This window comes from Streptomyces sp. Ag82_O1-12, assembly GCF_900182715.1.
GTDB lineage: Bacteria > Actinomycetota > Actinomycetes > Streptomycetales > Streptomycetaceae > Streptomyces > Streptomyces massasporeus.
Window position 1 is genome coordinate 4,480,392 of the sequence record NZ_FXUW01000001.1, and the last position, 12,701, is coordinate 4,493,092.

Here is a 12,701-nt window from a genome sequence, read left to right on the forward strand (position 1 = left end):
GAATGTGAGGCCGGCGGGCCACCTCACATTCCGCGGGGCTGTGTCGTCGTACTGCTGAGACCGATATCAGGACCCCTTTCCCTTCAGGAGCGATCATGACCACCGCGACCGCACTCGGCGAACTGACCGGTGACTACGTCCTCGACACCGACCGCACGCGCATCGGCTTCACGGCCCGTGCCGCGCTGGTCGGCAAGGTGCGCGGCCGGTTCGAGGCGTTCGAGGGCAGCGCCCGCCTGGACGGGGGCAGCCCGTCGCAGTCCGCCGTCCGGCTCACGATCCGGGCGGCGAGTGTCCAGACCCGCAACACCAAGCGCGACGACCATCTGCGCAGCGGCGACTTCCTGGACGCCGAGTCCCATCCGGCCCTCACCTTCGCCTCGACCCGCGTGGAGCCGACCGGCGGGACCGGCTTCCGGGTCACCGGCGATCTGACCGTGCGGGGCGTGACCAGGCAGGTCACCGTCGACTTCGAACTGACCGGATCCGGCCGCGATCCGCAGGGCGGAGGCCACCTGGCCGCCTTCACGGGCCGGACGGTCATCGACCGCCACGACTGGGGTGTCAGCGGGGCCCGCGGCATGGTCGGCCGGAAGGTGACGCTGGAGTTCGACGTCATGGCGGTACGCCGGTCCTGACGCGGGTGGGAGCCCGGAACGGGCCGGGGCCCAGGCCGTAGGGTCGTCGGTGCGGAGCTTTTCCGCGCAGCCACTGGAAGGAGTCCCCGCCGTGACGGACGGTCAGCCCATCCCGGTGATCATCGACTGCGACACCGGTGTCGACGACGCCCTCGCCCTGCTGTTCGCCGTACGGCACCCGGCGCTCGACGTGCGGGCGATCACCTGCGTGGCCGGGAACACGGACGTCGACGGCGTCGTCCGCAACACCCTGACCGTGTTGGAGGTGGCCGGCGCCGGTGACATCCCCGTCGCCCGGGGCGCCGAGCGTCCGCTGATCGAGCCCGTACGGACGGCCCGGCATGTGCACGGGCAGGACGGGATGGGCGATCTGGGGCTGCCCGCGCCGACCCGCGTGCCGGTCGACGTGGACGCGGTGACGCTGCTGCGCCGCGAGATCCTCGCCTCGCCGAGGCCGGTCACGCTGATTCCCACGGCGCCGTTGACGAACATCGCGCTGCTGCTGCGGACGCATCCCGAGGTGACCCGCAACATCGAGCGGATCGTGTTCATGGGCGGCGCGGTGGCGACCGGGAACGCCACGCCGGTCGCGGAGTTCAACGTGTGGCACGACCCGGAGGCGGCCGCGGTGCTGCTCACCGCGGGGGTGCCGATCACGATGTACGGGCTGGACGTGTTCAAGAAGGTCCTGGTGCCCGCCGGCGAGGTGCAGCGGCTGCGGGCGAGCGCGGAGCCGAGCCTGCGCATGGCCGGTGAGCTGCTCGCCCACCGGGACCCCGCCACGTCCGGCGATCCCACGCCCATGGGCGGCCTCGGTGACGCGGGTGCGGTCTGCGCGGTCGTCGATCCGAAGGGCCTGACCACCGAGCGCCTGCCGGTCGAGGTCGTCCTGGCCCCCGGGCCCGCGCGCGGCCAGACCGTCGTCGACCGCCGACCGGTCCCCGGCGAGTCCGAGATCCACGAGGGCATGCGCGAACAGCCCTTGGTGGAGGTGGCGTTGGACGTGGACGTGGAGCGGTACGTGAACCTGTACCTGGAGACGGTGTAGCGACCTCGTCCGAAGCCCCCGCCCCGACGGGTCCTGGTGGGACACCGTCAGGGCGGGGCGTGCGCAGCCCGGCGCCAGGGGAGGCCGCGCCCGGCGTGGGCTGATTCAGTGCTTACGCGTCGCGCTTGGCCGCGCGGCGACGGGTCGCGACGACGAGGGCCGCGCCGCCCGCCAGCAGGGCCGCCGCACCGAGCGCGATCGGGCCGGTGCTGCTGTCGGCGCCGGTCTCGGCGAGGTCGCCGCCACCGCCGTTCGGCTTCGGCGCGACGGGCGTCGACTCCGAGGCGCTCGGGGTGGGCGTGTCCGTGTCGGAGGACGGCGGCGTCGAGGGCTCGGCCGGCTCGGACGGGGACGCCGGGGGCGTGGTCTCCTCGGCCGGCTCGGACGGGCTCGCGGGCGGCGTGGAGGCGGGCGGCGACGTCTGCGCGGGCGGCGGGGTCGTGCAGTTCTTCGTGCCGCCGTTCCAGGCCGCGATCAGCTTGTCCTTGATGACCGGGCGGTCCGGGCCCTTGGGCAGCTCGCCGTGCTCGAAGCCGTCCTTCGCGTCGAGCTCGCCGTCGAACTTCACCGCGCCCCGGTAGAGGTCGATCTGCCCGAAGCAGCCCTTGTCCGGGATGGCGATGTCGAGCGACTCGGTGCCGCCCGGCTTGACCGTCACCGTGTCGAAGTCGACGAACACCTGCTCGCCGGAGGTCGCGAACGTCGCGCCGTGGGCGAGGTAGGAGGCGAGGGAGGCCGTGCAGGTGGCCGCGTCGCCGGCGGTGCGGACCTTGATGTGGACCTTGCCGTCGTCGGTCGGCTTCAGGTTCTGGTCGTCGACCTTGACCGAGTCGTGGAAGGTGGTGCCGTCGAGGGAGAACTGGCAGCGATCGGTCCCGGTCTCCGTGCCCGCGCCCGTGCCGGGTTTGTAGCTGCCGCCGGACGACCAGCCGTCCCCGCCGGGCGTACCGTGCGCGAACGCGGTCGTGGCGGAGGCGGCGCAGAGGGCGAGGGCCGCGGCGCCCGTCCCCAGCAGGCGTCGGGCGGTGACACGTCTCGCTATGGACATGCGCATCCCATTTCTTGGCGTGTGCCGAACCCGGGTGGCGGCATGCGGGCAGCGCGCGGCTGCCGGGGCCGTACCGGGGGGTGAGTGGTCTGAGAAACACTGGGCTCATTGGTCACATGCGCCTCAGTGGCCCCCATCGTGGCGGCGCCGCAGCACGCTGTCAACCTGCGGTAATGAAAAGAAAGTTGCGCCGTCATCACACTTTCGCCACAGCAGGAATGGACTGCTCCGATCGGCGCGATGGTTCCTTTTTCCGGCATTCTGGACAGATTCAATGCTGTCGCCCGTACGCCCTGCGAAGGAGACCGCGTGACTGATCGCTCCACCCTCGACCTGTCGTCCCGTGACCCCGACTGGTGGCGCCAGGCCGTCGTCTACCAGATCTACCCGCGCAGCTTCGCCGACGCCGACGGCGACGGCCTCGGTGACCTGCGCGGCATCACCCGCCGCCTCGCCCACCTCGCAGCCCTGGGCGTCGACGCCCTGTGGCTGAGCCCGTTCTACCCGTCCGAACTCGCCGACGGCGGCTACGACGTCGTCGACCCCCGGGGCGTCGACCCGCGCCTGGGCACCCTCGACGACTTCGACGCCCTGGTCGCCGAGGCCCACCGTCTCGGCCTGAAGGTCATCGTCGACATCGTGCCCAACCACTCCTCGCACCGGCACGTCTGGTTCCAGGAGGCCCTGGAAGCCGGACCCGGCTCGACGGCCCGCGACCGCTACGTCTTCCGCGACGGACGCGGCGAGCACGGCGAACTCCCGCCCACCGACTGGCAGTCCGTCTTCGGCGGCAGCGCGTGGAAGCGGGTGGCCGACGGCCAGTGGTACCTCCATCTGTTCGCCCCCGAGCAGCCCGACCTCAACTGGGAGAACCAGGAGGTCCGCGCCGACCACCGCACCACCCTGCGCTTCTGGTCCGACCGCGGTGTCGACGGCTTCCGCGTCGACGTCGCCCACGCCCTCGCCAAGGACCTGAGCGAACCCCTGCGCGACCTCGGCGCACCCGAGCTGAGCGGCGAGGAGGCACTCGCCGCGATGCCGCCCGGCACCCACCCCTTCTACGACCGCGACGACGTGCACGAGATCTACCGCGACTGGCGCAAGATCCTCGACTCCTACCGCCCGCCCCGCATGGCCGTCGCTGAGGCGTGGGTGCCCGGCGCCCGGCGTGCGCTGTACGCCCGCCCGGACGAACTGGGCCAGGCCTTCAACTTCGAGTACTTGCAGACCGGCTGGGACGCGGAGGAACTGCGGCAGGTCATCACCGACTCGCTCGCCACCGCCCGGACGGCGGGCGCCTCGGCCACCTGGGTGCTGTCCAACCACGACGTCGTACGGCACGCCTCCCGCCTCACGCTGCCGCCCGGCACCGACTCCAACGCCTGGCTGCTCTCCGGCGGCCACGCCCCGGCCCTCGACGTGGCGGCCGGGCTGCGCCGGGCCCGGGCGGCCACCCTGCTGATGCTGGCGCTGCCCGGCTCGGCGTACGTCTACCAGGGCGAGGAACTCGGCCTGCCCGAGGTCGCCGACCTGCCCACCGAGGTCCTCCAGGACCCGATCTGGGAGCAGACGGGCCACGTCCGCAAGGGCCGCGACGGCTGCCGGGTGCCGCTGCCGTGGACGACGACCGGACCGTCGTACGGCTTCGGGCCCGGCGGTGCCTGGCTGCCGCAGCCGCCCGCCTTCGCCGCCTACGCCGTCGAGGCGCAGGACGGCGTCGAGGGCTCCACCCTGGAGCTGTACCGCACGGCCCTGCGGCTGCGCCGCAAGCTCCTCGACGGCGAGGAGCTGACCTGGGCGGACGACGTCCCGGACGGCGTGCTCCGGTTCGACCGCTGCGAGGGGTGGCGCTGCGTCACGAACCTCTCCGGCAGGGCGGTCGAGCTGCCGGCCGGTGAGGTGCTGCTGACCAGTGCGCCGCTGGAGGACGGGTGGGTCGGGCCGGACACGACGGTGTGGCTGGGCCGGTGAGGGCTCCGCGGGGGGTGCGGTGGGGTCGTCCTCGGCTGCGGCGTCGCGGTGGCTGGTCGCGCAGTTCCCCGCGCCCCTTTGGGGCGCGCCCCCTTCGGCGCTGCTGAGCCGCTCGCGTGGATCAGCAGGGCGTGCCACCCCGGGTCAGGCCCGTGCCCTGAACGGGGTGAGTGCGACGAGCGAGCAGATCGACATCGTGGTGGCGGAGGCCGGCGCGGGTCGTCAGTAGCGCACGGCGCGGGCCACGTCCGTGCGGACGTCGCCGGAGAGGTCGTGGGTGCTGCGGGCGGTGGCCGTGGCGGAGTCGCCGGCCTGTACGTGGTCGACCGTGACGATGACGGTGTCGACCAGGTCGCCCCCGGAGCTCTTGAAGTCGACCTGGACGGCGAAGGAGCGGGTCGCGTCGTCGGAGTTGCGGACGGTGACCTCGGCCCGGACCCGGCCGTCGGAGCCGGCGACGGGCGTGCCGATCCGCACGTCGCCCTTGACGTCGACGCCGTCCTGGATGTCGTCGAGGCGACGCCCGGCCTCCGCCGTGGCCGACTCGATCGCCTCGGAGGCCCCGGACGCGATCGACCCCACCGCGGACTCCGCCTTGCCGGCGGTGTCCGCGGGAGTGTCGTCGCCGCTGCAGCCGGTGAGCACGGCGGACAGGGCGAGCGCCAGGGCCGCCCCTCCCGTCGCCCAGCGGGTCCGGTGGCGGGCAGCCATGTCGCCTCCCTGGTCCTCTGCGGCTTTGGGACCTTACGGTCCTACGGCCTCACTGCCTCATGTGCGGCCGAGTCCGCCGCCGCCGAAGGATCCACTGGATCCCGGCGACCAGCGGCGCGGCTTCTGGTCCTTTCCGGTCCTGGTGCTCGCACGGTGGAGCTCATGCGGCATGATCCGCTGCCCGTCGCGCGTCACGACCGGCACGTCGTCGGGCTCCCGCATCTCCCGCATCTCGCGGACCGGCCCGCCGTCCGGGACGTGCGGCTGTTCTTCCGGGGAGGGGTGGTGGGTGTCCGTGTCCATGACCCGCATCCCGACCCGCACGGCCCAGATCAGCGCACAGGCCACGATCAGCCCGCCGACGAAGGCGATGGCCACGGCGACCGCGTGATCTGACGACGCCGCCAGTTCTGCATACGTTGCCGTATTCATGCCCCAAGTATCGCCGACGGAATGCGATAAAGCGCCCGGAATGTCCCTTGGGTATGTGCCCGGCAACCCGGGCCGCGCCGGTGACGACCTCACGGTGACACCCCGCCCCCCACACGTGGAGATCACCATGCGCAGACACCTCGCGCGGCTGCTCACCGTGCTCGCCGTCCTGGCGGCCGCGTTCGCCACGCCCGGCATGGCGTCCGGCACGACGTCCGGCACGACGCCCGGCATGGCGTCCGGCACGACGTCCGGTACGGCGTCCGGCACGACGTCCGGCATGGCGTCCGGTACGTCGCGGGCCGCCGACGAGTGGAACCCGCCCGCACACCTCGCCCAGCCCCTGAACGAGGTGTGGAACCACGTCTCGTCGACCTACCCGGACCTGTACGGCTTCCGGAACTACGGCTGGGACCAGGTCATGGCCAACCGGGGCAGCGTCAACTACTGCGTGCGCTGGGAGTCCGACGCCCCGGTCAGCGCCGCCCTGCGCGACCGGATCCACGCGGCGCTGAAGAAGCAGTTCGGCACGTGGATGTCCGCGATGGTGGTGAACGGCAAGGGCCACAACGCCTGGCCGTACACGTCGGTCCCGGTCAACATCGTCGGCTGGGCGGTGAAGAACCGCTCCACCCTCCAGTGGACCGACAACTCCGTCGACATCTACAGCGGCGTCCTGGACAGCGGCGGCGCCCCGCAGTGCGCCCCGGACTGCGGTCGCTTCTTCCACCAGGACGGCGACTACTCCAAGTGCCCGGGCGGCGCCGCCCGCCACTACGACCAGTCGCTGTGGCTGACCAAGGGCTTCCAGGGCGGCGCGGGCGGCGACTGGGGCCAGCGCGTGGGCCAGGAGTACTTCACCGGCGCCCTGGGGCAGGAGAACATCCACATCTACCTGCACGAGGTCGGCCACACCTTCGGCCTCGACGACTTCTACGACTGGTCGCCGACCGGTCAGTGCTGCTTCCTGATGAAGGCGGGCAGCGCCACGCAGATCACCGAGTTCGACACGTGGATGCTGCGCGACTTCTGGCGCCATCTGAAGAGCCGCTACGGCCTGTGACGGGCCGCGGGCGGTGCGGGTGGCCCCGGCCCCCGTACCGCCCCGCGGGGTACGGTGGAGGAACCGAGGGTATGTCGCAACCGGTGGCCGAACCGGTCTCGCCCCGGCGCTCCACGCACTGCCGGGACGCTCCCGGGACCTCCCCACCGGGCTCGCGGCTTCGCCACCTCGTGGCCACGCACCCCCATCGCAGCAGGAGCCCCTCGATGACCTCCGCCTCTTCGCCCCCGCCGTCCGTCCCCGCGCCGAGCGGGGCCCGGCTGCGGATCGCTGACCAGCCCCGCCGGGGCAGCACGGCCCGACGGATCGACGGGGCGTGGTGGCCCCGCTCGTACGACCTGGCCGCCGAACTGCCCGGGCTGCTCGGCGGGCTGCCGGACGCCTGGGGCCGGATCGACAGCGTCCTGGTCAACGGGGACACCTGGCCGGCCTGCCCGGAGCGGATGGTCGTCGCGGGCCAGGAGGTGCACGTGGGGCGCACGGACTCGCCGACCGCTCCGCACACCGTCTGCCTGCTCGCCCCCGGGCGTGGCCGCTGGGACCTGCTGGTGGTGCCGCCCGACACCGAGGAGACGCAGGCCGTCCGGCTCATGGAACGGGCCGTCGAGCAGGGCGTCTGACTCAGCGCGCGAGCAGGACCAGGGCCAGGGCGGCCAGCGCCGGGACGGTCTGGACGAAGACGATCTTCCGGCTGGCGGTCGCGGCGCCGTAGATCCCCGCGATCGCGACGCACACCAGGAAGAACACCGAGACCTGGAAGCCCACCGGGTCGGACGCGACCGCGCCCCACACCAGTCCGGCGGCGAGGAAGCCGTTGTAGAGGCCCTGGTTGGCCGCCAGGGCCTTCGTCTCGGCGGCGAACCCGGCGCTGGTACCGAAAGCGGCCCGGGCCCGCGGCGTGGTCCACAGGAACATCTCCAGCACCAGGATGTAGGCGTGGAGCGCGGCGAGGGCCAGCACCGCGAGCGTGGCGAGGGTCGACATGCGCTCATCATCACAGCACGCCCGATCACAGCACGCCCGGCCCGTCTCGTCCTGGTCGCGTGCCAGCCCTGGATCGCGAAGAGAGTGCGCCGCCCTCGTTCGGGCCCTCCCGGGAGGCACCGCGGGTCTCGGACTGGCAGATTGCGCCCAGAGGAAGGCCGGCCCCGGCCGTCGCGTCCCCGCGTGTGCCGCTCGGGAGCCGGGACCGGCCTTCCCGCTTGCGGCGCGGTGCCCGGTGACGGGGCGCGGGCGGTGGCGGCGGCACGGGTGCCGAGACCGGTTCGTCCACCGGCAACGACCCCACCACGGGCGGCGGTGGCGGTGGCTCCAGCTTCGCCGAGCCGGCACAGGCGGTATCGGCATCCTCCTCGCGGCGGCGGCGGCCCTGGCAGCGGTGGGCTTCGCGGCATTCCGCCTCGCCCCCCGCCTGAACCTCCGCTCACGCGACAACACCTGACGACCCGCCACGGAGACTGCCCGCCCCCGGCTTCGGGGTGCGGGCGGTCTCCGTTTCGTTTTGCGGAACCTTTGCCCGGGAGTCGGGCGTTGGGAGGGGTGTGCGCGCGTGAGCGGGTGCGCCAGGTGAGGCCTACTAGTACCGAGGTGACGTCAATGGCAGTGTGGGACCGGCTCAAGGACCAGGCCAAGGCTCTCCAGCAGGGGCAGGGCGGGCGAGGCGCTGCGACCGGTGGGCACGGCAGTGGTGGGCACGGCAGCGGTGGGGCGAGGCCCGGTGGTGGCGGCAAGGCCCAGCTGGTCGGTCTGCTGAAGACGCAGCTCGGGTCGTTGAAGAACGAGTTGAAGAGCGGTGCGTACCGGGACGCGAGCATGGCGGTGTGCGCCCTGGTCGCGGCGGCCGACGGGACTGTGGACCCGGCCGAGCGTCAGCAGGTCGAGTCGATGATTCTCAGCAACGACGTCCTGCAGAACTTCCCGCCGGAGCAGTTGCGCACGCGTTTCAACAAGCATGTGGACCAGCTGACCGCCAACTTCCAGCACGGCAAGTCGGAGGCCATGCAGGAGATCGCCAAGGCCGCCAAGAAGCCCACCGAGGCCAGGGCCGTGATCCAGACCGGCATGGTCATCGCCGGTGCCGACGGCCACTTCTCCCAGGCCGAGGCGACGGTCCTGCGCGAGGCTTGTGCGACGTTGGGGGTGAATCCCGCCGAGTTCCAGCTCTGACCGGCGGGAGCCGGCCGCTCAGGGGGCGCGCAGGGCGTCCACGGCCAGGCGGGCCGCCGTGCCGATGACGGCGTCGGCGGCGGGCAGGAGCGCGGAGGTGCGGGCCGTGCGGGTGAAGACGGCGACGGCGTAGCGGCCCCCGTCGGGGTATTCGACGACGCCGACCTCGTTGCGCACGGTCGGCAGGCTGCCGGTCTTCCCCGCGATGTGCACGTCGTCGAAGGGGAAGCCGGAGGCCAGCCGGTGCGGCCACACCTGGAGGCCGAGGATGCGGCGCATGGCCGCACCGTGCTCGGGCGTGCACGCCTCGTCGCGCCAGACGGCGGCGAGCAGCCGGGTCATGTCGCGCGGAGTGCTGCGGTTGGTGCGGGCCGGGTCGAGTGCGCGCAGCCGGGTGACGACGAGCGGGTCGGCCAGGGACCGGGCGCCGCCCGGCCCGGCGTCCTCCTTGATGGTGGAGAGGAGTTCGCCGAAGGTGTGCACGGCCAGGGTGCGGGCCAGGCCGAGGCGGGCCGTGGTGCGGTTCACGGCGTCGAGACCCACGCGCTCCAGCAGCTGATCGGCGGCCGCGTTGTCGCTGACCGACATCATCAGGTAGGCGAGGTCGCGCAGGGACAGCCGGGCGCCGTCGAGCATCGCCGCGAGCCCGGTCGGGCCGGTGGTGCGGGCCTGCGGGGAGCACTCGACCTGCTCGGTGAGGTCCAGGAGTCCGGCGGCGGCCTGCTCGTGGAGCGTGACGAGCAGGCACAGCTTGTGGACGCTGGCGGTGCAGACGGGCTGGTCCGCGCCGGCGTCGAGCTGCGCACCGGAGTCGATGTCGAGGGCGTGCAGCCGGCCGGTGACCCCGGCGTCGGCGAAGGCCGCGTGGATACGGGCGAGGGCGTCGGTCACAGCCAGTACTCCGAGGCCGGGCGCAGATGCAGCGGGCGGGCGGGCAGATCGGGGCTCGCCCCGGCGGTGTTGCGCAGCGCCCGCGTGGCGGCCTCGGTGAACGCGGCGACGGCGGCGTCCCCGCGCCCGCCGGGCCAGGCCACGGAGTGCCGCAGGGCGAGCGGGGCGCCGGTGAGGGGCCGCCAGACCACGCCGGCGGCGGGGCTCGGCCGCTGGTCCCCCTCCCCCTGGCCGTGCGCGTCACGCGGGCTGAGCGCCACCGCCCGCGCCGACAGCACCAGGCCGCGGACGAAGCTGGTGCCCTGGGCGTGGCGCACGGCGGGTGGGGTGTAGCCGTTGCGGGCGCAGGTGGTCAGGAGGTCGTCGTAGACGGCCGGGGCGCCGACGCGGGGGAAGAGGATCAGGTCGTAGCCGGTGAGCGAGGCGAGCGGGACCTCGTCGAGCGCGGCCGCCGCCGCGTCGCGGGGCAGCAGCACGCCGAGCTCGCGCCGCAGCACCGGGCCCAGCTCGAGGCCGGAGACGTCACAGGGGTGGTGGATGAGCCCGACGTCCAGCTCGTGCGCGGCGAACCGCTCCAGTTGCTGGGCGGTGGGTAGCTCGTGCAGTTCCAGTTCCAGGCCGGCGGCGGTGCCGGAGAAGTGCGCGAGCAGTGCGGCGACGGTCTCGCCGGACACGTCGGGCGGCAGCGCGGCCCGCAGCAGGCCGGTCTCGCCGTCGCGGATGCGGCGTGCGGTGGCCATGAGCGCCTCGGAGCGGGCGAGCACCTCCCGGGCCTCGGCCAGCAGCAGCGTCCCGGCCTCGGTGATGGTCACCTGCCGGCTCGTGCGTTCGAAGAGCCGGACGCCCAAGTGTCTCTCCAGGCGTTGGATGCGCTGCGAGAGCGGCGGCTGGGCCATGCCGAGGCGGGCTGCGGCACGGCCGAAGTGTGACTCTTCTGCAACAGCCACAAAGCACTCCAGGTGCCGCACCAGGTCCACGAGCAGCAATCATATCGGCTGCATATTGATCCGACATCGATACCGGTCTTGGACAGAGTGCCGGTGCCGCTGCTGTTCTCGGCCCATGGACTCTTATGCCGACCACTCCAGTGTCACCACCGGCGGTCCCGGACCGCGCGGGAAGGCCACGCGGGCCGTCATCGCCGGGGCGGTGGTGCTGGCCGCCGTCGCGGGTGGGGCGTACGCGGCCGGTGTCGGCCCCTTCGAACGGGACACCGGGCCCGACCCGGCGGCCGGGAAACAGGCCCGGGCGTTCCTCGCCGACTGGGCCGCCGGCCGCATGGAGAGCGCGGCGGACCGTACGACCAGTCCCGGCACGGCACAGCGGGTGCTGGACAGCTTCACCACCGGCCTGGACATCGACGAGCCCGAGCTCACGGCGAAGCCCGCGACCGAGACCGGGGACGGCACGGTCGCCGTCCCGTTCACCGCGCGGATGCCCGTCACGGGCCTGGGCACCTGGACCTACGAGTCGAAGCTGCCGCTGCGCGAGCAGAGCGACGGCTCCTGGAAGGTGGACTGGCGGCTGTCCCTCGTCCACCCCCGCCTGAGCGACACGGAGAAGTTCAGCCTGGAACGGGAGGAGACCGAGCCCCCCGAGGTCACCGACCGGGACGGCACGCGGCTCACCGGCGACGACTTCCCCTCCCTCGCGCCCCTGATGACCCGGCTCGCCGGGGGGAGCGGCAAGAACTCCGGCGCACGCGGCGCGATCCGCCTCGTCGACCGCACCACCGGCGAGGTGGAGCGCACGGAGGCGTCCTTCGGCGCGAAGACGCTCGGGGCGGACAAGGGCCCGGTCCCCACGACCCTCGACGCCGACTGGCAGTCCGCCGCCGAGAAGGCACTCGCCTCCCGGGCCGAGGGCAAGAACGCCGCGCTCGTCGCCCTGCGCATCGACGACGGCGAGATCCTGGCCGTCGCCAACTCCCCGTCCACCGGCTTCAACCGCGCGCTCTCCGGCACCTACGCCCCCGGCTCCACCTGGAAGATCGTCACCAGCAGCGCCCTGCTGATCGACGACGCCGTCGCCCCGGACGACGTGGTGGACTGCCCCAAGTACCTCACGGTGGGGAAGAAGTTCCAGAACGTGGAGCTCTCCGAACACCCGGGGGCCACGTTCCGCAAGGACTTCACCGAGTCCTGCAACACGGCGTTCATCAGCCTGCGCGACCGGCTCGACGACGGGCAGCTGGGGGAGGTCGCCCGCACGTACTTCGGGGTCGGCCAGGAGTGGCACGTCGGGGCGCCCACGTACGACGGTTCGGTGCCGGTGCCCAAGGACGAGACGGAGAAGGCCGCCTCCATGATCGGGCAGGGCCGCGTGCAGGCCAATCCGCTGATCATGGCGTCGGTCACCGCGACCGCCGTGTCCGGCACCTTCCACCAGCCCTCGCTCACCGCCGGCAACGAGGACGGCACCCGCACGACCCCGCTCCCGCGAGGTGTCGTCACCCAGCTGCGCGCGATGCTGCGCGCCACCGTCACCGACGGCACCGCGAAGGTCCTCTCGGACCTGCCCGGAGAGATCGGCGCGAAGACCGGCACCGCCGAGGTCTCCGACGACCAGGACAACAACGGCTGGCTCGTCGCCCACCGCGGCAACGTCGCCGTCGCCTGCGTCGTGGAGGAGGGCGTCACCGGCGGCGGCTCGGCCGGCCCGATCGTCCACAGCCTGCTGTCCGCGGTCCCGGACGACTCCGCGTGACACCCAGCCCATTGTGTGAAGGAGCCC

13 protein-coding genes are annotated in these 12,701 nt (G+C 73.0%); 7 read left to right on the top strand and 6 right to left on the bottom strand.

What is annotated here, in order from left to right:
• The first annotated feature begins 95 nt into the window (after window positions 1–95).
• A complete protein-coding gene (locus QOL88_RS20555) occupies window positions 96–638 on the top strand; it encodes a YceI family protein (RefSeq protein WP_097218126.1) in 543 nt (180 codons plus the stop codon).
• A gap of 91 nt (window positions 639–729) precedes the next feature.
• Window positions 730–1,686 (top strand): nucleoside hydrolase, encoded by a 957-nt coding sequence (locus QOL88_RS20560; RefSeq protein WP_179878915.1) that lies wholly within the window; start codon window positions 730–732, stop codon window positions 1,684–1,686.
• 112 nt (window positions 1,687–1,798) lie between these two features.
• Here the strand turns inward: QOL88_RS20560 and QOL88_RS20565 are convergent, their stop codons facing one another.
• Window positions 1,799–2,734, bottom strand: a complete 936-nt coding sequence (locus QOL88_RS20565; RefSeq protein ID WP_097223095.1) for an LAETG motif-containing sortase-dependent surface protein — start codon at window positions 2,732–2,734, stop codon at window positions 1,799–1,801.
• Between the two features lie 309 nt (window positions 2,735–3,043).
• Here QOL88_RS20565 and QOL88_RS20570 point away from each other — a divergent pair, with 309 nt between their 5' ends.
• Window positions 3,044–4,705 carry a glycoside hydrolase family 13 protein gene (locus QOL88_RS20570; RefSeq protein ID WP_097218129.1) on the top strand — a complete coding sequence of 554 codons (1,662 nt, stop codon included), beginning with the start codon at window positions 3,044–3,046 and terminating at the stop codon, window positions 4,703–4,705.
• A gap of 222 nt (window positions 4,706–4,927) precedes the next feature.
• On the opposite strand, the gene QOL88_RS20575 is transcribed toward QOL88_RS20570, so the two are convergent.
• Window positions 4,928–5,416 (bottom strand): hypothetical protein, encoded by a 489-nt coding sequence (locus QOL88_RS20575; RefSeq protein WP_097218131.1) that lies wholly within the window; start codon window positions 5,414–5,416, stop codon window positions 4,928–4,930.
• 57 nt (window positions 5,417–5,473) lie between these two features.
• Window positions 5,474–5,848 (bottom strand): DUF6479 family protein, encoded by a 375-nt coding sequence (locus tag QOL88_RS20580; RefSeq protein WP_097218133.1) that lies wholly within the window; start codon window positions 5,846–5,848, stop codon window positions 5,474–5,476.
• A gap of 127 nt (window positions 5,849–5,975) precedes the next feature.
• Here QOL88_RS20580 and QOL88_RS20585 point away from each other — a divergent pair, with 127 nt between their 5' ends.
• Complete coding sequence (locus QOL88_RS20585) at window positions 5,976–6,911, top strand: hypothetical protein (RefSeq protein WP_097223096.1); 936 nt, start codon at window positions 5,976–5,978, stop codon at window positions 6,909–6,911.
• Between the two features lie 206 nt (window positions 6,912–7,117).
• Complete coding sequence (locus tag QOL88_RS20590; RefSeq protein WP_097218135.1) at window positions 7,118–7,531, top strand: DUF5994 family protein; 414 nt, start codon at window positions 7,118–7,120, stop codon at window positions 7,529–7,531.
• Window position 7,532: 1 nt separating this feature from the next.
• Here QOL88_RS20590 and QOL88_RS20595 read toward each other — a convergent pair whose 3' ends face one another.
• Window positions 7,533–7,895: a DUF1304 domain-containing protein gene (locus QOL88_RS20595; protein ID WP_097218137.1), complete on the bottom strand. Its 363-nt coding sequence runs from the start codon at window positions 7,893–7,895 to the stop codon at window positions 7,533–7,535.
• 612 nt (window positions 7,896–8,507) lie between these two features.
• Between QOL88_RS20595 and QOL88_RS20600 the strand changes: the two genes are divergently transcribed.
• Window positions 8,508–9,077, top strand: a complete 570-nt coding sequence (locus QOL88_RS20600; protein WP_097218139.1) for a tellurite resistance TerB family protein — start codon at window positions 8,508–8,510, stop codon at window positions 9,075–9,077.
• A gap of 18 nt (window positions 9,078–9,095) precedes the next feature.
• Here QOL88_RS20600 and QOL88_RS20605 read toward each other — a convergent pair whose 3' ends face one another.
• Both QOL88_RS20605 and QOL88_RS20610 read right to left on the bottom strand, forming a co-directional pair.
• A complete protein-coding gene (locus tag QOL88_RS20605; protein ID WP_097218140.1) occupies window positions 9,096–9,968 on the bottom strand; it encodes a serine hydrolase in 873 nt (290 codons plus the stop codon).
• Window positions 9,965–10,915 (bottom strand): LysR family transcriptional regulator, encoded by a 951-nt coding sequence (locus QOL88_RS20610; RefSeq protein WP_257027839.1) that lies wholly within the window; start codon window positions 10,913–10,915, stop codon window positions 9,965–9,967. The genes QOL88_RS20605 and QOL88_RS20610 overlap by 4 nt, the downstream gene beginning before the upstream one ends.
• A gap of 115 nt (window positions 10,916–11,030) precedes the next feature.
• On the opposite strand from QOL88_RS20610, the gene QOL88_RS20615 reads away from it, so the two are divergent.
• Complete coding sequence (locus QOL88_RS20615; RefSeq protein ID WP_097218144.1) at window positions 11,031–12,674, top strand: penicillin-binding transpeptidase domain-containing protein; 1,644 nt, start codon at window positions 11,031–11,033, stop codon at window positions 12,672–12,674.
• Window positions 12,675–12,701: the final 27 nt, after the last annotated feature.

Bases quoted from the DNA above. Each gene is read 5' to 3' on its own strand.
- QOL88_RS20600 (WP_097218139.1), top strand. From the start codon at position 8,508: ATGGCAGTGTGGGACCGGCTCAAGGACCAGGCCAAGGCTCTCCAGCAG.
- QOL88_RS20555 (WP_097218126.1), top strand. From the start codon at position 96: ATGACCACCGCGACCGCACTCGGCGAACTGACCGGTGACTACGTCCTC.
- QOL88_RS20580 (WP_097218133.1), bottom strand. From the start codon at position 5,848: ATGAATACGGCAACGTATGCAGAACTGGCGGCGTCGTCAGATCACGCG.
- QOL88_RS20615 (WP_097218144.1), top strand. From the start codon at position 11,031: ATGGACTCTTATGCCGACCACTCCAGTGTCACCACCGGCGGTCCCGGA.
- QOL88_RS20565 (WP_097223095.1), bottom strand. From the start codon at position 2,734: ATGTCCATAGCGAGACGTGTCACCGCCCGACGCCTGCTGGGGACGGGC.
- QOL88_RS20575 (WP_097218131.1), bottom strand. From the start codon at position 5,416: ATGGCTGCCCGCCACCGGACCCGCTGGGCGACGGGAGGGGCGGCCCTG.
- QOL88_RS20585 (WP_097223096.1), top strand. From the start codon at position 5,976: ATGCGCAGACACCTCGCGCGGCTGCTCACCGTGCTCGCCGTCCTGGCG.
- QOL88_RS20595 (WP_097218137.1), bottom strand. From the start codon at position 7,895: ATGTCGACCCTCGCCACGCTCGCGGTGCTGGCCCTCGCCGCGCTCCAC.
- QOL88_RS20590 (WP_097218135.1), top strand. From the start codon at position 7,118: ATGACCTCCGCCTCTTCGCCCCCGCCGTCCGTCCCCGCGCCGAGCGGG.